We start from the raw sequence: 20,303 nt of genomic DNA on the forward strand, positions 1-20,303 counted from the left end.
TTTCAATTGGTTAAGTAATTTGAACTAATTTGAACCATGCAACTTGCAAGAAATGCCCGGGAGCGGCGGGCGTTATGCATTCCCCGTAGGAAACGACCCGCGCGCAAGGCTTGGAAGGATAAATTCCTACACGCACAGCATTCGTTCAGATTCAGCGGGGTAAGGTGAATTGTGTCGTTTATGCCTACATAAATTTTTATTTAGGAAGCGGGCTATCATTTCTTGGCAAAATGCCCGCACTTCAGTGTGAATCGCTCACCAGGTAATCCTTATGACCCGCATTTTGACCATCGAGGACGACGCCGTAACGGCCCGCGAGATCGTTGCCGAGCTGAGTAGCCATGGACTGGACGTAGACTGGGTAGACAATGGCCGCGAAGGCCTGGTCCGTGCCGTCAGCGGTGATTACGACCTGATCACCCTCGACCGCATGCTCCCGGAACTGGATGGCCTGGCCATCGTCACCACCCTGCGCACCATTGGCGTATCCACGCCGATCCTGATGATCAGCGCCCTCTCCGATGTGGATGAACGGGTACGCGGCCTGCGGGCCGGTGGGGATGACTACCTGACCAAACCGTTCGCCTCCGACGAAATGGCCGCCCGCGTCGAAGTGCTGCTACGCCGCAAAAGCACGGTCAAGGAATTCGAGACCGCCCTGCGCGTGGCCGATCTGGAACTGAACCTGATCAGCCGTGAAGCCAGCCGCGCCGAACAGCCCCTGAGCCTGTTGCCGACGGAATACAAACTGCTGGAATTCCTGATGCGCAACACCGGGCAAATCCTGTCGCGGATGATGATCTTCGAGGAAGTCTGGGGGTATCACTTCGACCCGGGCACCAACCTGATCGATGTGCACATCGGTCGCCTGCGCAAAAAAATCGACCCGCCGGGCCTCACGCCGCTGATCCGCACGGTACGAGGTTCCGGGTATGTCATTGCTGAACCCCTCTAAAGGCTGGCGCTCTTCCAGCAGCCGGCTGCTGGCGCTCTACAGTTCGTTGTTCGTGGCCTGGAGCTGCATCCTCATGGGCGTGCTGTACTACGAGGTGTCCGGTTACCTGGGCGACCTCTCGCGCCACTCGCTGATGCAGCGCCAGCACCTGTTCCAGCGCTTTGACGGCGAAGAACTGGTGGAAGCCTTGACCACCAGCATGACCTTCGACATGAAAGGCGTGGACGCCTACGGCCTGTTCGACAATCAGTTCAACCCCATCAGTGGCCCGATCCGCGTGATACCGCCGGACCTGCCGATGGACGGGCACATCCATGCCCTGGCCAACTGCATCGACTCCGACGACCCGAAACTGCCCCGCGACAGCTGCGACGCCGTGGCCACCCACACCGAAGACGGCCGCTGGCTGATCCTGGTGCGCGCCAACGGCTCGCTGTTCGGCGTGACGCGCATCATCCTGCATGCCTTGCTGTGGGGGATCACCCTGACGATCATTCCCGGCGCGGCCGGCTGGCACCTGCTCAGGCGGCGCCCGTTGCGGCGGATTCGCGGGATCCAGGCCAGCGCCGAAGCCATCGTGGCCGGCGACCTGACCCATCGCTTGCCGCTGTCGGACCGACGCGACGAACTCGACATGCTGGCGGCCATCGTCAACGCGATGCTCGACCGCATCGAGAAACTGATGAACGAGGTCAAGGGCGTGTGCGACAACATCGCCCACGACCTGCGTACCCCGCTGACCCGCCTGCGGGCGCAGTTGTACCGGATCCAGCAACAGGCCGATGAAGACGCCCCCCACGCCCTGCAACTGGACGCGGCCATCGCCGAGACCGACACCTTGATGGCACGCTTTCGCGGCTTGCTGCGGATTTCCGAACTGGAAGACCACCAGCGTCGCTCAGGCTTCCTGGTGCTCGACCCGCTGCCCTTGCTGCAGGAACTCCATGACTTCTACCTGCCCCTGGCAGAAGAAGGCGAGATGGAACTGCTGCTGGAAGTGCCGGCCTCGTTGCCCTGGATCACCGGCGACCGCGCCTTGCTGTTCGAGGCCCTGGCCAACCTGCTGAGCAACTCGATCAAATTCACCCCACCGGGCGGCAAAGTGATTCTGCGTGGCGTGAACGATGCCGGCAGCACCCGCATCGAAGTACTCGACACCGGCCCCGGGATTCCTGCAGCGGAACGTGCCGCGGTATTCCAGCGCTTTTATCGGGTGGACGAAGGCAATCAGCAACAAGGCGGGTTCGGGTTGGGATTGTCGATTGTGGCCGCGATCATCAACCTGCACGGCTTCAAACTGGAAGTCGGCAGCAGCGAAAGCGGCGGCGCAAAATTGATCCTGGAATGCCGCCAACAACTGATGCCCGAAGCCTGAAAAACACCCCAAACCCAATGTAGGAGCTGGCTTGCCGGCGATGCAGGCACCTCGGTTTATCAGTTACACCGAGTTGATGCTATCGCAGGCAAGCCAGCTCCCACATTTGACCTCATTGACCCCAAGCCAATATTTCAGCCTGGGAAATTGCCCCGCAGCGCTTCCAGCCCACCGCTGTAGACACCGCTGAACAACTCCTCCACCGCCGCATCCGTCACACCGGCCACCGGGATAAACACACCCGACCAGGTCACCTTGGCAGAACTGGCAGTCAGCCCTTCCACCTTCAACGTCGCCAGGTACTCACTCACCGGAAACGGCGACTCGCTGATCGAGTAGCTGTAAGTGCGCGCGACGTTATCAAAGCTTTGCAACCGCTCCACCACCACACCGCCATCAGCCGTTTGCAGATGGCGCACACGCCCGCCTTCACTCGGCTCGCTCTTGACGATAAAGGGCAACCAATCCGGCAGCGAATTGAAGCCGCCCACCAATTGCCAAACCTGTTCGGCCGAAACCGGAACTTCAATAACAGCAGATGCTTTTGCCACGATTCACACTCCAAACCATTCAAGAAAAATCAGATCGCCATGCTGTCGACAACACCGCCGTCGACCCGCAACGCGGCACCGGTGGTTGCAGAGGACAACGGTGAAGCAATGTACGCCACCAGATTCGCCACTTCATCCACATTTGCTGCGCGCTGGATGATCGACGTCGGCCGCGCATTGCGCACAAACACATCAGCCTCGTCCCGCGCACTGCGCCCGGACTTGGCCACCGCGTCCTTGAGCATGTGCTCCAGGCCATCGGTAAAGGTCGGCCCCGGCAGGATCGCATTGACCGTCACGCCGGTGCCCGCCAGCCGTTTGGCCAAGCCATGGGACACCGCCAGGTTGGCGCTTTTGGTCACGCCGTAGTTGATCATGTCGGCCGGCGTTGCCACGCCCGATTCCGACGACACGAAGATCACCCGGCCCCAGCCCTGCTTGACCATGCCCGGCGTGTAGTGCCGCGACAAGCGCACGCCGGAGATCACGTTGACCTCATAGAAACGCGTCCACTCACTGTCGGGGGCATCGAAGAAATCGACGTCGTTGAAGATCCCGAGGTTGTTCACCAGGATGTCGGCCCGTGGCTCGGCGGCGAACAGTTTTTCAGCGCCCTCCACCGTACCGAGGTCTGCCACCAACCCGCGCAACTCGGCGCCGGGTACAGCCTGGCGAATCGTCGCCAGCGCCTCGTCGACCTTGCCCGATTCACGCCCGATCACCACCACCGTGGCGCCGGATTGCGCCAGGGCCTGGCTGATGCCCAGGCCGATCCCGGCAGTGCTGCCACTGACGATTGCGACTTTGCCACTGATATCAATTTTCATCGTTCGCGTTCCTGTGGTTAGAGCGGCAGCGGTGCACGGGCCGAAATCAATCGGGCGTCGCGCAGGGCCTGCCAAAAGGCTGCGGGAATCTTCTCTGACAACGCCGCGACGTCTTCGGCAATTCGACCCGGACGACTGGCACCCGGAATCACTGCCGCCACCGCCGGGTGGGCCAGGGAGAATTGCAGTGCAGCGGCTTTCACGCTGACGCCATGGGCAGCGGCAATCGCCTTGATCTGCTCGACCTTGCTGATGATCGCCGGGCTGGCTTTCTGGTACTCAAAATGTGCGCCGCCCGCAAGAATGCCGGAGCTGTAAGGGCCACCCACCACGATCTCGACGTTCTGCGCCAGGGCCGCGTCCATCAGGCGCTGCAAGGCACGCTCATGGTCGAGCAAGGTGTAGCGGCCGGCCAGCAGGAAGCCATCGGGCTGGGCTTCGGTCAGGTCCAAGGTCAATTCGCACGGCTCGACGCGGTTGACGCCCAGGCCCCAGGCCTTGATCACGCCTTCTTCACGCAGGCGGGTCAGCACTTTGAAAGCCCCGGTGCGGGCCTGGTTGAAGTAGTCCAGCCATTGGTCGCCGTAGAAGTCCTGGGCGATGTCGTGAATCCACACGATATCGAGGCGGTCAGTTTGCAGACGATTGAGGCTGTCTTCGATGGAACGCAGGGTGGCATCGGCGCTGTAGTCGTTGACCATCTTGTTCGGCCGGCCATGTTCGAACACACCGCTTTTCTCGCCGAGGTCGCGGGCGCTCTCTTCCACTTCATCCAGGATCACCCGGCCGACCTTGGTGCTGAGCACATAGTCGTCACGGTTGTATTTCGACAGGGCCTGGCCCAGGCGAATTTCCGAGAGGCCCGAACCGTAGAACGGCGCGGTGTCGAAGTAACGCACGCCCTGGTTCCAGGCCGCTTCAACGGTGGCTTGCGCCTCGTCTTCAGGAATCGCGCGGAACATGTTGCCCAATGGGGCGGTACCAAAACCCAGCACGCCGGGCAGTTTGTCTTTCAAGCTCATGGGGTAAATCCTCAAGATTGTTCAAGGTCGCTGTGTTGACCGTTGAGCAGATCGTAGATTGCAGAGATCGGACCGTCCAAGACATACTGCGACCAACTTGAGTCCCTACAGGTCTGACATGATCGATTTCCGCCAACTGCGCTACTTCGTTGTAGTCGCTGAAGAAGAACACGTGGGGCGTGCTGCCGAACGGTTGCACATCTCCCAATCGCCCCTGAGCCGGCAAATCGCCCAACTGGAAGAGCGCCTGGGTTTGACCTTGTTCGAGCGCAGCCAACAGCGCATCCGCCTGACCCGCGATGGCCAGACGTTTCTGGCCGAAACCAAGGCCCTGCTGACCCACGCCAACCGTCTGGAATCCCTCGGCCGGCGTCTGGGCAAAGGCGAAGAAGGCGGGTTGTGTATCGGCTACATCGAAAACGCCATGCACGCCGGCGTGCTGCCCAACGCCCTGAAGGTACTGCGCGACGCGCGGCCCAACGTGCATATCGCCCTGTACAACCTGCCCTCCATCGAGCAACTGGAAGGCTTGCGCCAGCGCAGCCTCGACATCGCCCTGGTAGGTGAACCGCCGGCAGCAGATGACCCGGACCTGATCGCCTTGCAAGTGCTGGACGATCCGATGTTGCTGGCGCTACCCGAGCAGCATCCGCTGGCCAGCGTCAGCGAGTTGCTGCCCGAACATCTGGCCGAACAGCAGTGGATTGGCGTGCAACGCAAACCCGGGGCGAACCCGGCGGATGACTTCGTTGCGGCGTGCATTCGGGCGGGCTTTACCCCGCAGATTCCGATGGAAGCCAGCGAGCCGTTTACCGCGCTGGGATTGGTGGCGTCGGGGTTGGGCGTGGCGATGGTGCAAAAGGGTTTGAGCCGCAATGCACCACCGGGCGTGGTGCTGCGGGAACTGCCGTGGCTGACCTACACCACACCGCTGTGGGCGGCGTGGCATCGGATCAATTTGCGGCCGTTGGTGGAGACGTTCAGGAAAGTACTGACAGAACCAGAACGCGACTGATCGTTCCCACGCTCTGCGTGGGAACGATTAAAACGATCAAAACAACGCGTGGGTGTAGGTCACGTACAGCCGGTTTTCGTCCAGGTCGCGCTGTGTGGTCACCGTGCTGCGCAGCATCGCGTTGCGCCACTGCACGCCAAACCCGGACAACGTCGGCCCCTGGAACGCATAGGTCAACACCAGGTCGCGCTCCCATTCATGCTGGCTGCCCTGGTCCGACTTGATGTCGCCACCGCGCTGGTAGATCACCTGTGAACTCAGCCCCGGCACACCGACCGTGGCGAAGTTAAACGCGTGCTGCGCGACCCAGGTGTTCTCGCCCGCACGCTGAAAACGCGCGCCGGTCTGGCGGTCGGTGATCAGGTACGTCGCCGAACCATCGCCCTGGTTGAGAAACGGGAAGTCACTGGAGCCATTCAGGTGTTGGTACCCCAGGCTGACCGCATGCCCCGCCAGGCTGTAAGTGAACAGCCCCGCCAGCACCCGGTTATCCACTTCACCGTTGTTGTGGTAACCGGTACTGCGATAGCCCTCGGCACGCCCCGCGGCACTGCCGTTGCGGCCATCGGAGCTGCTGTCGAAAAACCGCAGGTCACTCTTGAAGCTGCCCACCGGCAAGGTCAGGTTATGCACCAGGCCGACAAAGTGCTGCTGATAGAAGTCTTCAAGGTCGCCGTAGTAGTACTGCAACAACAGGTCGGAGCGCGGGGTGTAGTCGACGCCGGCGTAATAGAACTGGTTGCTGCGCTTGCCGGTGGGGCCGCCCGCACCGCTGATGGCGAGGTCTTCGTTGTTCGAGGAGTTGCGGCTTTTGACCCCGCTCAAGCGCCCGCCGATCAGGGTGAGGTTGTCGAAATCCTTCGACGTGGCCTGCCAGCCCTGGAAGGTTTCTGGCAACAGGCGGCCGTCGTTGTAAACCACCACCGGCAGTTTCGGCATCAGGGTGCCGACCTTCAATTCAGTCTTGGCCACGCGCACCTTGCCGGTCACGCCCAGACTGCCAAAATCGCTCACCGCCCGGCCGTCGCTGTCGGTGGGAAACACAAACCCGCCCTGGCTGACGCTGTTGGGATTGCCGTGGGTGCCGCGCCCGGAGTCCAGGCGGATGCCGAGCATACCCAGGGCGTCTACGCCAAACCCAACCGGGCCCTGGGTGTAGCCGGAGGTGAAGTTGAGCATGAAGCCCTGGCCCCACTCTTCCAGCTTCGAAGGCTGGGCCGGGCCGCTGCGATTGTCCTGGTTGAAGTAGACGTTGCGCGCTTCTATTTTCGCGTGGGAATCGTCGATAAAACCTTCGGCGCAGGCGTTGGAAACAGCGACTACCGCGAACACCAAAGGCAAAACGCGCGCGCACGAAGGCGCCGATTTCAGTACGGAGTTTTTCATTGGGGGTACCCATTACTTTTATTGTTGTGTGGGAGTCATGTAGGAGCGAGCTTGCTCGCGAAGGTCGTCAACGATAACGCTGGCGCCCTGAATGAACGCGCTGCCTGGGCGTTCCTCGCGGGCAAGCCAGCTCCTACAGAAAAACCGTCAGGTTGGCAGCGCGGTGACCTCAGGTGCCTTGCGGCGCTCGGTCATGCGCTGCAGCGAAAAGATCGCAATCGAGCCCAGCAGCGCCGGTATCGCCAGCACGATGAAAAACACCGACGGCTGCCCCAGTTGCGCAATCAACCACGCCCCCAGCACCGAACCGATGATCGAGCCAACCCGCCCGTTGGCCATGGCCCAACTCACACCGGTGGCCCGCGCCGCTGTCGGGTAGATGCTGGCGGACAGCAGGTTCAAACCGTTCTGCGCACCCGCCACGCCGAAGCCCACCATGAACACCGTCAGCCCCAGCCAGAACGCGTCGGCCAGCGCGAAGCCCACCAGCGCAATCACCAGCGCCGAGCCCAGATAGGCCAGGCCCAGCACGCGATACGGACTCACGCGGTCCATCAGCAAGGCCATCAGAATCGCACCCACCGTGCCGCCCAGTGGCACCATCGCACCGATGCGTGCGGCACTGGCGATGTCGTAGCCGGCGTCCTTGAGAATGCTCGGCAGCCAACTGGTCAGCAGGTAGAACACAAACAGCGAGCAGAAGAACGTGCCCCACAACAGCACCGTGCGCAGGGCGCGGCCTTCGATAAACAGTTGGGAGATGGGCGAGCGCACGGCCACCGGGCTTTGCGGTTCAATCAAGGTGATGTCGTGCAGGTCGGTGCGGCCGGTGATCTTCCCCATCACCTTGCGCAGCGCCTCCGCATGCCGTGCGTGAGCCGCCATGAAGCGCACCGACTCCGGCAGCAGCCAGGCCAGCAATGGCAGCAACAGCAGCGGCACAATCCCACCGATCATCAGCACCCCGCGCCAGCCGAACACCGGGATGATCTGGCTGGCCACCGCACCGCCGAGCGCCAGGCCGGTGGTGAACCCGCTGTAGCTCAAGGTGACCATGATCATCCGCCGCCGGGCCGGCGAGTATTCGGCGCTCAAGGTGATGCACGTCGGCATCGCCCCGCCCAGGCCGATCCCGGTGAGAAAGCGCAGTGCGGTGAGCATGTCGATGGAGGTGGAATACGCCGAAGCCAGGGTGCCGAGGCTGAAAATCAGCACCGACACCAGCAGCACCTTCTTGCGCCCGTAGGCGTCGGCCACCGGCCCGAAGATGAAGGCACCGACCATCAAGCCCAGCAAACCGGCGCCAAATGCCGGGGACAACTGGCTGGGTTGCAGCCCCCACTCCTGGCGCAGTGCCGGGGCGATGTAGCCTATGACGGCGGTGTCGAAACCGTCCACCAGCACCACCAGGAAGCACAGGACCAGCACCATGACCTGGTAGCCGGAAATCCTGTTGTTATCGATCATTGCGCCTATGTTGGCAGTCTTGCCGTTCATGGATGTTCCCCTTTTATTGGATTTGTCTGTGGGGTGAATCAAGTGCACTGCAACGCTAATTTTCCGATTTGAAACCCGATCAAAATGTGGGAGCTGGCTTGCCTGCGATGCAGGCACCGCGGCATCTCAGGCACACCGCAGTGATGCCATCGCGGGCAAGCCCGACTCCCACAGGGAGGTCAGCGCGCCAAAAGGTCCAGCGCCACATCAACAATCATGTCCTCCTGCCCGCCCACCATCCGGCGTTTGCCCAGCTCCACCAGGATGTCCACGGCCTTCAAGCCATACCGCGCCGCCGCCACTTCAGCGTGCCGCAAAAAGCTCGAATACACCCCGGCATAACCCAGCGCCAAGGTCTCGCGGTCGACCCGCACGGGGCGGTCCTGCAGCGGCCGCACGATGTCGTCGGCGGCGTCCATCAGTGCATACAGGTCGGTGCCGTGGTTCCAGCCCAGGCGGTCGGCTGCGGCGATGAACACTTCCAGCGGTGCATTGCCCGCACCGGCGCCCATGCCGGCGAGGCTCGCGTCGATCCGGTCACAGCCCTCCTCCACCGCGACGATGGAATTGGCCACGCCCAGGGACAGGTTGTGGTGCGCATGCATGCCGGTTTCCGTCTCGGGCATGAGCACAGCCTTTAACGCGCGAAAGCGCTCGCGAATGTCTTGCATGCTCATGGCGCCACCAGAGTCCACCACGTAAATGCAGGTGGCGCCGTAGCTCTCCATTTTTTTTGCTTCCAGCGCCAGGTTCTGTGGGCTGGTGAGGTGGCTCATCATCAGGAAGCCCACGGTGTCCATCCCCAGGGTGCGCGCGTATTCAATGTGCTGGCGGGCGCAGTCCGCCTCTGTGCAATGGGTGGCCACACGCACCACCCGCGCCCCGGCGTTGTACGCGGCCTTGAGGTCGTGCACGGTGCCGATGCCCGGCAGCAACAGCGTGGCAACTTTGGCGTGGCTGATCACGTCGCTGACCGCCTCGATCCACTCAAGGTCGGTGTGGGCACCAAAGCCGTAGTTGAAGCTGGAACCTTGCAGGCCGTCACCATGGGCCACTTCGATGGAATCGACACGGGCCTTGTCCAGCGCACGGGCGATGGTCTGTACGTTGTTGATTGAGTACTGATGCCGCACCGCATGGCTGCCGTCACGCAGGGTGACGTCGCTGATGTAGAGCTTCTTGCCGGGATCAAAAGTCATGTCGTCTGCCTCACAAAGCCATCGACTGCGCCATGCGTTCGGCGGTGGCCAACGCAGCGGAGGTCATGATGTCGAGATTGCCGGCGTAGGCTGGCAAGTAATGGGCGGCGCCCTCGACTTCGAGGAGCACCGTGGTCTTCAAGCCGATGAAGCGCCCCAGGCCGGGAATGTTCAGCGGCGCATCGGCAGGAATCACTTCGAACTGGACCTTTTGCTTGAGGCGATAACCCGGCACATACGCGGTCACGGCATTCGCCATGTCCTCGATGGAGGCTTCGATCTCGCCCTGGTCCGCCGCTTCCGACAACACGTACACCGTGTCGCGCATCATCAACGGCGGCTCGGCCGGGTTGAGCACAATGATCGCCTTGCCCTTGCCGGCCCCGCCCACCGCTTCGATGGCCTGGGCGGTGGTTTCGGTGAACTCGTCGATGTTCGCCCGGGTACCGGGGCCGGCGGATTTGCTGCTGATGGAGGCGATGATTTCCGCGTAGTGCACCTTGGCCACGCGGGACACCGCCGCCACCATCGGGATGGTCGCCTGGCCGCCACAAGTCACCATGTTGACGTTCAGCGCCGACAGGTTGGCCTCCAGGTTCACCACCGGCACGCAGTACGGGCCGATGGCTGCCGGGGTCAAGTCGATCAGGCGGATGCCGGGTTTGTGCTGGCGCAAAAAGGCATCGTTCTGCACGTGGGCGGTGGCCGAGGTGGCATCGAACACGAAGTCGATGTCGTCAAATTCCGGCAGCTTCACCAGTCCCTCAACGCCCTCGTGTGTGGTCGCCACGCCGAGGCGCCGCGCCCGTTCCAGGCCGTCGGAGGCCGCGTCGATACCGACCATCACCGCCATCTGCAAATGCTTGCCGTGGCGCAGGATCTTGATCATCAGGTCGGTGCCGATATTGCCTGAGCCGATGATTGCGACTTTCTTTTTATGCTCACTCATCTCAGCGCCCCAAAGCCTTGGCGGTTTTACCGGCGATGCCGAATTGGGTTTTCGGCACTTCGGTGATGATCACCCGCACGGACTCCGGCGGGGCCTGAATCGACTCGATGGCGGCGTTGGTCAACGCCTCGATCAGGCGCGCCTTCTGTTCGTCGTCGCGGCCCTCAATGAGATACACCTGCATGATCGGCATGGTCGACTCCTTAAACGGATTTGGAAGCAAAGCGCATGGAAACGCTGCCCAGGTGCTGGTAGCGCACGGTGATCTGGTCACCCGCCTCTACCGCGATGGCTTCGGTGACGCCGCCGGTCATGATGAAGGTGCCGGCGGGCAACTCCTTGCCCTGGGCGGCGAGCATGTTGGCGAGCATCGCCACGCTTTGGGCCGGGTGGCCAAGCACGGCGGCACCGGCGGCGGTGGCGACCACTTCGCCGTTTTTCTCCATCACCACGCCAAGGCATTTCAGGTCGAGACCCAGCGGGCTGCGGGCCTGGCCACCGGTGACGAAGCGGGCGGACGAGGTGTTGTCGGCGATCACACTCTTGAGGTCGAAGCGGAAGTTTTCATAACGTGAGTCGATCACTTCGACGGCCGGCAAGATGAAGTCGGTGGCCGCCAATACGTCGCCCACATGCACGCCCGGGCCTTTCAGCGGGTGCTTGAGCACGAAGGCGATTTCCGCTTCAACCTTGGGATGAATCAGCGAGTCGACGTCGATCACCGAGCCATCTGCGCAAGAGCCGTAGTCGGTGATAAAGCCGTGGATCGGTTCGGTGACGCCCATCTGCTTCATCTTGGCAAACGAGGTGAGGCCCATTTTCAGGCCGACGATGCGCACGCCGCGTGCCTCTTTGTTGGCGCGAATCGCGTCCTGGACGGCATAGGCATCTTCCCAGTCCATGTCGGGATGGGCGTCGGTGATTTTGGCCACGGCTTCGCGGTTAAGCTCGGCGTTTTCCAGGTGGGTGGCCAGTTCGGCGATAGTGGTTGCTGACAGATTCATAGAGGTGTCCTTCAAACAAAACGAACGGAAGCCGAGCCGATACCGCCCAGGCTCATGCGCAGTTGATCACCGGGTTGCACCGCAACCATGGCGGCCAGGGAGCCGGACAAAATCACTTCGCCTTTTTTCAAGCCGATGCCAAGTTTTCCAAGGGTGTTGGCCAGCCACACCACGGCATTCACCGGGTGGCCGAGGGCGGCGGCACCGGCACCGGTGGCGACGATTTCACCGTTCTTTTCCAGGGTCATGCCGACGCAGGCCAGGTCGATATCCCGGGGATCGACAGCGCCGTCACCCAGCACAAACGCTGCGGCTGAAGCGTTGTCTGCGACGGTGTCCTGGATCTTGATTTTCCAGTCCTTGATCCGCGAGTCGACGATCTCGAAACACGGCATCACATACGCCGTGGCACGGATCACGTCAGCCGCCGTTACACCGGGGCCCATCAGGTCGTCCTTGAGCACGAAGGCAATCTCGCCCTCGGCCTTGGGCGCGATGAAGTCGGTGCACGCCAATGCCGCACCGTCGTTGACCAGCATGCCGCTGAGCAGGTGGCCGAAGTCCGGCTGGTCGACGCCGAGCATGTCCATCACCACCTGGCTGGTGACTCCGATTTTCTTGCCGATCACGGTTTGCCCGGCGTCGAGACGCGGTTGCAGCATGGCCAGCTGGATCTGGTAGGCGTCGGCCACGCTCAATTCGGGGAATTGCTCGGTGAGCGGCGCCAGCGGTTTCCTGTCGGTGAGCGCCTGATGCAACTGCGCGCCGAGGTGATTGAGGTTCGTCATGGCGGTACTCACAGGCGGATGCACACGTTGCGCAGTTCGGTGTAGAACTCCAGGGAATGCACCCCGCCTTCGCGGCCGATGCCCGACTGCTTGGCGCCACCGAAGGCGGTGCGCAGGTCCCGCAGGAACCACGAGTTGATCCAGCAGATGCCCACGTCGAGTGCCGCGCCCATGCGGTGGGCGACTTGCAGGTTGGTGGTCCACACACTGGCGGCGAGGCCGTAGGGCGTGTCGTTGACCAGGCGTACCACTTCGTCTTCATCATCGAAAGGCGCGATGTGGCAGCACGGGCCGAAGATTTCTTCGCGCACCACCGCCGAGTCTTCCGACAGGCCGGTCCAGATGGTCGGCTGTACCCAGGCGCCTTCGGCCAGTTCGGCAGGCATGTCCGGGATGCCGCCGCCGGTGACCACGGTGGCGCCGTCTTTGGCGGCCTGCTGGTAGTAGCTCAAGACTTTTTGCCGATGACCGACAGACACCAGCGGGCCCATGGTCACACCCGGCTCATTCGGCGGGCCGACCTTGATCGCTTCGGCGCGCACCTTGAGGGCGGCAACAAAGGCTGCAAACAACGGGCGCTGCACGTAGACGCGCTCAGTGCCCAGGCACACTTGCCCGCTGTTTTCGAACACGGCACGGGCGATGCCGGCCACGGCTTTGTCGAGGTCAGCATCGGCAAAAATCACCCCGGCGTTCTTGCCGCCCAGTTCCAGCGACACCGGGCGCACGCCCTTGGACGCGGCCTTCATGATCGCCTCGCCGGTGCCGGTTTCGCCGGTGAAGGTGATGCCGTCGACGCCCGGGTGTTCAGTGAGGAAGGCACCGGCGGAGTGCTCGCCAAACCCATGGACCACGTTGTACACGCCCGCCGGTACGCCGGCGTCGCGCATCACTTCGCCGAGCAAGGTGGCGGTGGCCGGGGTTTCTTCCGAGGGCTTGACCACCACGGTGTTGCCGCAGGCCAGGGCCGGGCCGACTTTCCAGGTCATCAGCAGCAGCGGCAGGTTCCAGGGGCAGATCACCCCGATCACCCCGCGCGGGTTGCGCACGGCGTAGTTGACCGCCTTGCCGCCGTCGGGGGTGTCCATGGTGAAGCTTTCGGTGGGCACGTTGCGGATCAGGTCGGCGAACACCTTGAAGTTGGCGGCGCCGCGCGGGATGTCCAGGTGGCTGGCCAGGGCATGGGGCTTGCCGGTGTCGGCCACTTCGGCGGCCACAAATTCTTCGGCGCGCTGTTCGATACCGTCGGCCACCTTGTGCAGCAAGGCGGTGCGCTGGGCGACGGTCATCTTGCCCCACGGGCCATTCAGCGCGGCACGGGCGGCGTTGACTGCGGCGTCTACTTGCTCGCGGCCGGCTTCGTGGACCTGGCCGATCACGCTGTTGTCGGCAGGGTTGCGGTTGTCGAAGGTGCGCACGCCTTCAACCCATTGGTTGTCGATAAAGTTGTGAAAATGCTTGGTCATGGTTGGCGCTCTTCTCTTGTTATCAGGTTCAGCTCGGCATCGCCGGCCGTCAGGTAGTCCCACATGCGTTCGAAGATCCGGCCGCTGTTGGTCGCCCGTTGCCGGGCCTCTTCGAGGCTCAGGCGTGGCGCCTGGTCGGCCACACCGGCAGCCAGCAGTTGCAGTTCGATGCGGGCGGCGTCTTCGAGGTAGAAGTTGAGGGTCAGCGCTTCCACCAGCGAACCGCCGACCACGATCGCGCCGTTGCCGCGCATCACCAGGGCCTGGGCGTTGCCCAATTGCTCGGCGAGTGCCGCCGCCTGGGTGTCGTCGCGCAGCAGTTGCGGGTCATCCCACAGCGGCACGCCGTTTTTGAAATAGGCGCCCATGCCGTGACGCAGCTGTGGCGTGAGGCCGGCGCACGACAGGCTCATCACCTGCATCGGCATGCTGCGAATCACCGCCTGCACATCGGCGCGGCGCTGGTAGATCTGTTGGTGGATACGCACCTCGCCCAGCACACCTTCCGGCAGCGGACCGTGCACCGGCACCACGGTACCGGGCTCGCCGGGCTGGATCAGGCCCATCGGTTTGGCGGCGCACACCAGGAAACGGTCGGCATCCAGGCGCAGGCTGCAATGGCCGTAGGCGTGGACAAAACCGGCCCGGGCCAACGCGCGGGCGGCAACCCGCACTTCGGCCTGCTGGCTTAACGTGGTCATAACTTGAACTCCGGAATATCCGGCTTCGAGCCCCAGGCGCAGAACGAGGTGGTAGCCAGGGGAAACTGCCGGGGCTGGTGACTGGCATCGTCTTCCGGGGCGATATGGCTGACCCCGGTGGAGTATTCGTAGGTCATGCCATCCGGGCCTTCGAAGTACAGGAACATCGCCCCCGACGTTGGGTGGCGACCCGGGCCGAACAGAATCTTGATCCCGCGTTCCTTCAGGAAGTACCAGGCACGCATCACGTCATCGATGCTTTCCACCTGGTGGTTGATGTGCTGCACGCCGGCATGGCTGGAGGGAAACAGGGCGATCTTGTGGTGCACGTCATCGATGCGCAGCAGCGGCGCTTCGCCGATTCGGTCACTGACCCGGGCGTTGGCCAGTTGGGTCCAGAAGGCTTCGTCGCGCTTGGCATTGGTGGTACGCAGGCCGATGTGGCTGAAGCCGGTGATGCCGGCGTCGCGGGCGGCGAAATAACGGCTGCCGCTGGCGTGGGGGCGCAGCACCAGTTCGATGTTGTTGCCGCTGGGGTCGCGAAAGTGGATCAGCTCGTTGACATGGCGTACCTCGGCCTCTTCGCGAGTGCCGTGACGTACCGCAAAGCCGTTGTCTTCCAGCAGTTGGGCGGCGTGGTCGAGTTCATTCCAGTTCGTGACTTCGAACGCGGTGGTGGTTTCCCGGGGGTCGCCTTCGTAGTAGCACAGGGTGTGGTCGCGGCTGTCGGAGCGGAAGTAAATCGCACCGTTGGCCTTGCGGGCCACTTGCAGGCCGAGCATCTGCGTGGCGTACAACTTGGCCTGGGCAAGGTCCGCTGTGCCCAGACGCACATAGCGGATGTCATGCAGATTGATCATGAAGGTGCCTCTTGGTTTTATTCTTGTCTGGACACAATCCTCGCCGTCGGGCACAAATAGCAAAAGCGAATTCTGGTTATTCAATCTATTTGATTTGGTTATAGTCATGCGCACAGATCTGAACCTGCTACGGGTGCTGTTGGCCATTCACGATTGCGGCAACGTCACCGCCGCGGCCAAGCGCCTGGGCATGAGCCAGCCCGCGGCCAGCGCGGCGTTATCGCGCTTGCGTCACTCGCTGGGCGACCCGCTTTTTGTGCGCAGCGGCACCGCCATGGAGCCCACACCCCGGGCGCGCAGCATCGTCGAACGGACTCGGGAAGTGATCGCCACCATCGACCAGGAAATCCTCCCGAGCCCCACCTTCGACCCGGCCGAAAGCCGCGACGAAGTCACCTTCTGCCTGAGCGAAATCGGTGAAGTGGTGTTCCTCCCTGCCCTCTTCGACTGCCTGCGCAGCAAGGCACCCCACGTGAAAATCCGCTGCCTGAGCCTGGGGCCCAAAGACCTGCTGGAAGCCCTGCGCGAAGGCAAGGTTGATGCGGCTTTGGGTTACTTTCCCGACCTGGATGCGCCGAACATCTACCAGCAGCGGCTGTTCTCCCATGACCTGGTGTGCCTGATCCGACAAGACCACCGGATCACCGACGCGCGCCTGTCCCTGAAAGACTTCTGCGAGCTGGAACACCTGCAAGTCCGCGACGGCAGCCGCAGCCAGGAGATGTATGAAAGCTTCCTGGCCGAGCAGGGAATCGAGCGCAGGATCGTGCTGCAAATGTCCCATTACATGAGCATGGCGGCGATTATCGAGCGCTCGGATTTGGTGGCGGTTGTGCCACGCACAGTGGCCAATCTGTATGTGCAGTATTCATCGGTCAGGTTGATTGAGCCACCGGTGGAGATCCCGAGGTATAGCTTGAAACACCATTGGCATGCGCGGAATCAAAAGGATCCGCGGCATCTTTGGTTGAGGAAGCAGGTGGTGGAGTTGTTTGGGGGGGAGTGATGGAATTTCTGAAGTTTCCCTTTCCCTCGCAGGACGTTTCCTAGAAAATCCTGACCGCTTGCGCCGCTCAAATCACATGGCTAGTCTTCGCCGGTCGCTGCCAATTCAGCGATCGGGTTTAGCAGCCCGCCGATGAGACTAGGCGCAAAGCGCCACCTTCTGCAGGGCGCTTTTTTTCGGCCCCACGCTTTATGGTGGCCGTGCGCGGGGCACCTTCGGGTGCACCGGATACTAGTCTCCGGTCTGCTAACCCGCGCACGGTCGCCACCCCTCAATCGTTTAGCAGCGATGGTGACGGCCTCTACCGACTAGAGGTGTTTCACGATGGATAAAATCGTTCCAGATCCGCCCTTCAGCAGTTCAGATTCCTTCTCGGATCAATCCCAGAAACATGCCGCGTATAAACGTGCGCTGGATCACTACCTCAATCCCAACCCATCCCCTACGACGGAAGAACCGATGCTGTTCACGGTCGATCCCGATACCAGTTTTGAAAGCGCATTAGTCCATACCAGTAGCCTGTTGCACTGTGCCTCGGTGACCGCGCAACAGGCGGGTGATCAACTGGATGGGGCGTCTCGGGCGCTGGTGATTTCGGTGCTGCATTTGGTGGATATGGCGCGGGTGATGGTGGATCGGGCAGTGGATTGTATGCAGCCGCGTTGAGGGTGTCGGGGCATACGCATTGAACCGCCTGCCCCGATCAAATGTGGGAGCCGGGCTTGTCGGGTCGCCGCATCGCCGCGATGGCATCACCGCAGTTTGTCAGGTAGACCGAGGTGCCTGCATCGCAGGCAAGCCAGCTCCCACAGGGTTTCAGCGTCGCAGTTGAACGTGTGGAGGGCTCAATACCGCCAATGCCCCGGCACCCACAACCACTGCCCGTTCCCCCAGCGATAGTGCCCCCGCACCCACTGATACCCCGGCGCCGGTGCCACCGGCACCACTTCAACCAACGGCGGCGGACGACGCGGGTGAACAGGTTCGACAATACAACCGGACAACGCAGCGGCCATCAACGTGGCGGCCAGCGTGGCCTTGAATATCCGGGACATGGCAGGATTCCCCAATGAGACTGACCAGCGCCTGAGTGGCGGGCCTACCCGGGTTAAACGCCGCCACCCGGAAAAATCCGTCGCCCGTCTCAGTTCTTTTTGGCTACCGAGCCCTTCGCCTGCCCCTTCAAATACAACGCTTCCACCAGTCGCTGGCGCTCATCCCGGGGCAAGGTGCTGGCGAACTGCGCCAGGGTGTTGTCCACCAGCGCCCTGAGCGCCATGTCCGCTTCCCGAGCCTTGCCCAAGTCGCTCACCAGTGCCTCACGGTCCAGGGTCGGCGCCTCCAGTTGCTTGATCACATCCAGCCGCGCCTCGCGCCCGGCCAGCACCAGCGGTTGGCTGTCTGAGCGGTTCTGGCGCAGCAACTGACGCAACTCCTTACGCCGCTCCGGCGGCAGCTTGACCATCGCCTGGCGCAAGCCATGCTGGTTCACCACGGCCTCGGCAGGCTTGGTATTCGCCAGCCAGTGGTACAGGCCACCGCCGACCCCGCCGATCAAAAACACGTTGAACAACACCGACACAACCAGCAGCGGCTTCAGGTATTTGGGTGACGGGGTCATTGCTCGCTTTCCTCGGCGTTGACGGTGAAGACGACTTCGGCGTCGCCCTGGTCGAAGACACTGGGCAGTACTTCAGGACCGAGCATGGGCAGCGGCACGCTCAACGACGCCACCAGGATTCCGGCGGCGATCCCGGCAATGCCCACGCCGACAAAACCGGCAGGCGACAGCCAGCCGGCGTAACGCGCCCAGAACGACTGGCGCTGGGGAAACGACTGACGGATCTGTCGCGCCAGCGCCGGGTCGACAGGCGCCAGTTGATACCCATCCAACTGGCCATCGAGCCATCGCGCCTGGTGCAACACCTCACGTGCGCCGGCATCGCCTGCATCCAGCAGTGCCTGGGCCTCGGCCTGTTCGGCCCGGGGCCAACGGTGCAAGTGGCCGCCGTAAGCCTCGGCCAATTGGGCAAATCGTTCGGGCGTCATGGTTTTCCCCTTCCTGGGCGGGCGGGCCCGGGTGTGTCGTCAAGGTAACTGCGCAAGTTGCGCCGGGCCCGTGACAGCAAGCTCTCCAGTGCCTCGACGCTGATGTTCATCAGCGCCGCGGCGTCGATATTCGACAGCTCTTGATAGTACTGCAGCACGATCGCCTCGCGCTGGCGATCAGGCAGCGACGCCAACGCCCGCGCCATATGCTCGCTACGGGCAACCGCTTCGAGTTGCTCATCGGGTGCAGGCGCGCTGTCGACCACGTCGTTCATGGCCTCCTCGTCGTTCAACGGGCGCTCCTTGCGCCGACGCAAATGGTCATGGCACAGGTTGAGCACCACGCGGTGCAACCAGGTGTCGAAACGCGCTTCACCACTGCGCCAGCTTGCAGCCTGGCGCCAGATCCGCAGGAAGCTTTCCTGGGCCACGTCCCTGGCCTCGTCGGCATCCCCGAGGATCCGACTGGCGAGCGCGAGCAAACGCGGAAGTTTGCGCGTCACCATTTCGTTGATGGCCGCCGGTTCGTTATTACCGATGCGGGCCAACAGCTCAACGTCCGGATCAGTGTCTTTCAATAGGGCAAGTCTCGGTCCGGTGGCTAAGGGTCAGGTTGACGGGACGGTCAGCGGATCCAGTGCCCTTCCATCCAGTACCAGTTGGGGCCGCGCGACTCCCAGTGGCCAGGTTCCCAACGGGCGTTGCGCATCACCGGCTGCCAATGGCCCGGCACCCACACGTAACCGCGCCCTTCGTAGCGCCAGTGCCCGCGATCCCACACATAGCCAGGACGCTCGACGGGAACCGCCTCGACACGCATCGGCGGCGGCGCATCGCGGATGATCACTTCGGTCTGGGCAAAGGTCGGCGTGCTGACCAGGGCGGCCAGCGCCAGCGGGATCAACAGGGCATAACGTAGTTTGGCCAGCGGTCGTGCAAGTCTCATGACAACTCCTTCATCGGCGATCGCCAGTGATCGCTGCTGCAGGGTTGAACGGCGGGTGCCGGGGAAATCCGTCGCGTCAAAATCAAAATTTTTCGCGACCACTCGGCACGGCAGGCAGGGCCAGTATTGCCCAGGGTTTGCGGGGGTTTGATGAAATATGCAAAAAGCTGCGACGGATTTGGCCGGGCGGTCGCGTTCAAGGGTTAACCGTTGGCAATCAGCAGGCGTATCTGCTGATCGGCAACGTTCACTACCTTGAGGAAATCACCATGTCTCGTCGAATTTCACTGCTGGTTGCCGCCGTCCTGCTCATGAACCTTGGCGGCTGCGTGTTCCTGCCGGGGCACCGCGAGCATTGCTGCTGGCGCGGTTACGGGGTGGTGACAACCCCGACGGCACAAGCGATCTCCTGATCGCTAACTGACCGCCGCAAACCCTCTGCGCCCGGCCTTGATCTCGGTGCGCAGTTCGCCAATCAGGTTTGAGATGGAACGGATGCTGTCCAGACCCTGGGGCGACACGCGGGTCAGCAGCAGGTCGACGCGCCCGGAGGCCGGGTCGAAGATGTTGATGCGCAGCGAACCGTCGCTGTTCAGTGAGCAGTCACAGGCGAGGGGCAGAAAACCCGACTCCATGATGTGGCGAAACTCGGCTATCGAGACCATGCGGGCACCCTTCGCTGGACCAGGCTCAGTGGACGTGATCCG

At 62.5% G+C, this 20,303-nt stretch carries 25 protein-coding genes; 6 read left to right on the plus strand and 19 right to left on the minus strand.

The window, feature by feature from the left end; all coding sequences use genetic code 11:
- The first annotated feature begins 271 nt into the window (after positions 1-271).
- Together HX875_RS06890 and HX875_RS06895 are read left to right on the plus strand one after the other, a co-directional pair.
- Complete coding sequence (locus HX875_RS06890) at positions 272-955, plus strand: response regulator transcription factor (protein WP_003219726.1); 684 nt, start codon at positions 272-274, stop codon at positions 953-955.
- Positions 933-2,330 carry a sensor histidine kinase gene (locus HX875_RS06895; protein WP_177042584.1) on the plus strand — a complete coding sequence of 466 codons (1,398 nt, stop codon included), beginning with the start codon at positions 933-935 and terminating at the stop codon, positions 2,328-2,330. Before HX875_RS06890 ends, HX875_RS06895 begins: the two co-directional genes overlap by 23 nt.
- Positions 2,331-2,464: 134 nt before the next feature.
- Here the strand turns inward: HX875_RS06895 and HX875_RS06900 are convergent, their stop codons facing one another.
- Genes HX875_RS06900 through HX875_RS06910 form a run of 3 tightly spaced genes read right to left on the minus strand, consistent with a single transcriptional unit; the run spans position 2,465 to position 4,730 of the window.
- Complete coding sequence (locus HX875_RS06900; protein ID WP_177042585.1) at positions 2,465-2,881, minus strand: SRPBCC family protein; 417 nt, start codon at positions 2,879-2,881, stop codon at positions 2,465-2,467.
- A gap of 29 nt (positions 2,882-2,910) precedes the next feature.
- Positions 2,911-3,708, minus strand: coding sequence for an SDR family NAD(P)-dependent oxidoreductase (locus tag HX875_RS06905; protein ID WP_218170914.1), 798 nt, complete (start codon positions 3,706-3,708; stop codon positions 2,911-2,913).
- Between the two features lie 17 nt (positions 3,709-3,725).
- Positions 3,726-4,730: an aldo/keto reductase gene (locus HX875_RS06910; protein ID WP_177042586.1), complete on the minus strand. Its 1,005-nt coding sequence runs from the start codon at positions 4,728-4,730 to the stop codon at positions 3,726-3,728.
- Between the two features lie 118 nt (positions 4,731-4,848).
- Here HX875_RS06910 and HX875_RS06915 point away from each other — a divergent pair, with 118 nt between their 5' ends.
- A complete protein-coding gene (locus HX875_RS06915) occupies positions 4,849-5,745 on the plus strand; it encodes a LysR substrate-binding domain-containing protein (protein WP_177042587.1) in 897 nt (298 codons plus the stop codon).
- A gap of 36 nt (positions 5,746-5,781) precedes the next feature.
- Here the strand turns inward: HX875_RS06915 and HX875_RS06920 are convergent, their stop codons facing one another.
- From HX875_RS06920 to HX875_RS06965, 10 genes are all read right to left on the minus strand, one after another.
- Complete coding sequence (locus HX875_RS06920) at positions 5,782-7,131, minus strand: OprD family porin (protein WP_177042588.1); 1,350 nt, start codon at positions 7,129-7,131, stop codon at positions 5,782-5,784.
- Between the two features lie 147 nt (positions 7,132-7,278).
- A complete protein-coding gene (locus HX875_RS06925) occupies positions 7,279-8,628 on the minus strand; it encodes an MFS transporter (protein WP_177042589.1) in 1,350 nt (449 codons plus the stop codon).
- A 179-nt stretch (positions 8,629-8,807) separates the two neighbouring features.
- A complete protein-coding gene (dmpG, locus tag HX875_RS06930) occupies positions 8,808-9,827 on the minus strand; it encodes a 4-hydroxy-2-oxovalerate aldolase (RefSeq protein WP_177042590.1) in 1,020 nt (339 codons plus the stop codon).
- Between the two features lie 10 nt (positions 9,828-9,837).
- Complete coding sequence (locus tag HX875_RS06935; RefSeq protein ID WP_177042591.1) at positions 9,838-10,776, minus strand: acetaldehyde dehydrogenase (acetylating); 939 nt, start codon at positions 10,774-10,776, stop codon at positions 9,838-9,840.
- Between the two features lies 1 nt (position 10,777).
- Positions 10,778-10,969, minus strand: a complete 192-nt coding sequence (locus HX875_RS06940) for a 2-hydroxymuconate tautomerase (RefSeq protein WP_177042592.1) — start codon at positions 10,967-10,969, stop codon at positions 10,778-10,780.
- A gap of 10 nt (positions 10,970-10,979) precedes the next feature.
- A complete protein-coding gene (gene dmpH, locus HX875_RS06945; RefSeq protein ID WP_177042593.1) occupies positions 10,980-11,780 on the minus strand; it encodes a 2-oxo-3-hexenedioate decarboxylase in 801 nt (266 codons plus the stop codon).
- A gap of 11 nt (positions 11,781-11,791) precedes the next feature.
- The gene (gene dmpE, locus HX875_RS06950; protein WP_177042594.1) at positions 11,792-12,568 is read right to left on the minus strand and encodes a 2-oxopent-4-enoate hydratase; all 777 of its coding nucleotides are present in this window, start codon (positions 12,566-12,568) and stop codon (positions 11,792-11,794) included.
- Between the two features lie 8 nt (positions 12,569-12,576).
- The gene (locus HX875_RS06955; RefSeq protein WP_177042595.1) at positions 12,577-14,034 is read right to left on the minus strand and encodes a 2-hydroxymuconic semialdehyde dehydrogenase; all 1,458 of its coding nucleotides are present in this window, start codon (positions 14,032-14,034) and stop codon (positions 12,577-12,579) included.
- Positions 14,031-14,735 carry a class II aldolase/adducin family protein gene (locus HX875_RS06960; protein ID WP_177042596.1) on the minus strand — a complete coding sequence of 235 codons (705 nt, stop codon included), beginning with the start codon at positions 14,733-14,735 and terminating at the stop codon, positions 14,031-14,033. The genes HX875_RS06955 and HX875_RS06960 overlap by 4 nt, the downstream gene beginning before the upstream one ends.
- Positions 14,732-15,595, minus strand: coding sequence for a VOC family protein (locus HX875_RS06965; protein ID WP_177042597.1), 864 nt, complete (start codon positions 15,593-15,595; stop codon positions 14,732-14,734). The genes HX875_RS06960 and HX875_RS06965 overlap by 4 nt, the downstream gene beginning before the upstream one ends.
- A 106-nt stretch (positions 15,596-15,701) precedes the next feature.
- Here HX875_RS06965 and HX875_RS06970 point away from each other — a divergent pair, with 106 nt between their 5' ends.
- Positions 15,702-16,601 carry a LysR family transcriptional regulator gene (locus HX875_RS06970; protein WP_177042598.1) on the plus strand — a complete coding sequence of 300 codons (900 nt, stop codon included), beginning with the start codon at positions 15,702-15,704 and terminating at the stop codon, positions 16,599-16,601.
- A gap of 324 nt (positions 16,602-16,925) precedes the next feature.
- On the plus strand, positions 16,926-17,267 hold the full coding sequence (locus HX875_RS06975; RefSeq protein ID WP_177042599.1) for a DUF6124 family protein: 342 nt from the start codon (positions 16,926-16,928) through the stop codon (positions 17,265-17,267).
- 179 nt (positions 17,268-17,446) lie between these two features.
- Here HX875_RS06975 and HX875_RS06980 read toward each other — a convergent pair whose 3' ends face one another.
- The 5 genes from HX875_RS06980 to HX875_RS07000 form a co-directional block, all read right to left on the minus strand.
- Positions 17,447-17,656 carry a YXWGXW repeat-containing protein gene (locus HX875_RS06980; RefSeq protein WP_076016843.1) on the minus strand — a complete coding sequence of 70 codons (210 nt, stop codon included), beginning with the start codon at positions 17,654-17,656 and terminating at the stop codon, positions 17,447-17,449.
- Between the two features lie 89 nt (positions 17,657-17,745).
- Positions 17,746-18,222 (minus strand): periplasmic heavy metal sensor, encoded by a 477-nt coding sequence (locus tag HX875_RS06985; RefSeq protein ID WP_177042600.1) that lies wholly within the window; start codon positions 18,220-18,222, stop codon positions 17,746-17,748.
- Entirely contained in the window at positions 18,219-18,650 is a 432-nt protein-coding gene (locus HX875_RS06990) for a hypothetical protein (RefSeq protein WP_177042601.1), read from the minus strand. The genes HX875_RS06985 and HX875_RS06990 overlap by 4 nt, the downstream gene beginning before the upstream one ends.
- Entirely contained in the window at positions 18,647-19,228 is a 582-nt protein-coding gene (locus tag HX875_RS06995) for an RNA polymerase sigma factor (RefSeq protein WP_177042602.1), read from the minus strand. The genes HX875_RS06990 and HX875_RS06995 overlap by 4 nt, the downstream gene beginning before the upstream one ends.
- Before the next feature lie 47 nt (positions 19,229-19,275).
- Positions 19,276-19,596 carry a YXWGXW repeat-containing protein gene (locus HX875_RS07000; protein ID WP_177042603.1) on the minus strand — a complete coding sequence of 107 codons (321 nt, stop codon included), beginning with the start codon at positions 19,594-19,596 and terminating at the stop codon, positions 19,276-19,278.
- A 269-nt stretch (positions 19,597-19,865) separates the two neighbouring features.
- Between HX875_RS07000 and HX875_RS07005 the strand changes: the two genes are divergently transcribed.
- Positions 19,866-20,009: a hypothetical protein gene (locus HX875_RS07005; RefSeq protein ID WP_166742173.1), complete on the plus strand. Its 144-nt coding sequence runs from the start codon at positions 19,866-19,868 to the stop codon at positions 20,007-20,009.
- Positions 20,010-20,012: 3 nt separating this feature from the next.
- On the opposite strand, the gene HX875_RS07010 is transcribed toward HX875_RS07005, so the two are convergent.
- A complete protein-coding gene (locus HX875_RS07010; protein WP_017477131.1) occupies positions 20,013-20,261 on the minus strand; it encodes a DUF1652 domain-containing protein in 249 nt (82 codons plus the stop codon).
- Between the last annotated feature and the right edge of the window lie 42 nt (positions 20,262-20,303).

The organism is Pseudomonas yamanorum, from assembly GCF_013386765.1.
GTDB lineage: Bacteria > Pseudomonadota > Gammaproteobacteria > Pseudomonadales > Pseudomonadaceae > Aquipseudomonas > Aquipseudomonas yamanorum_A.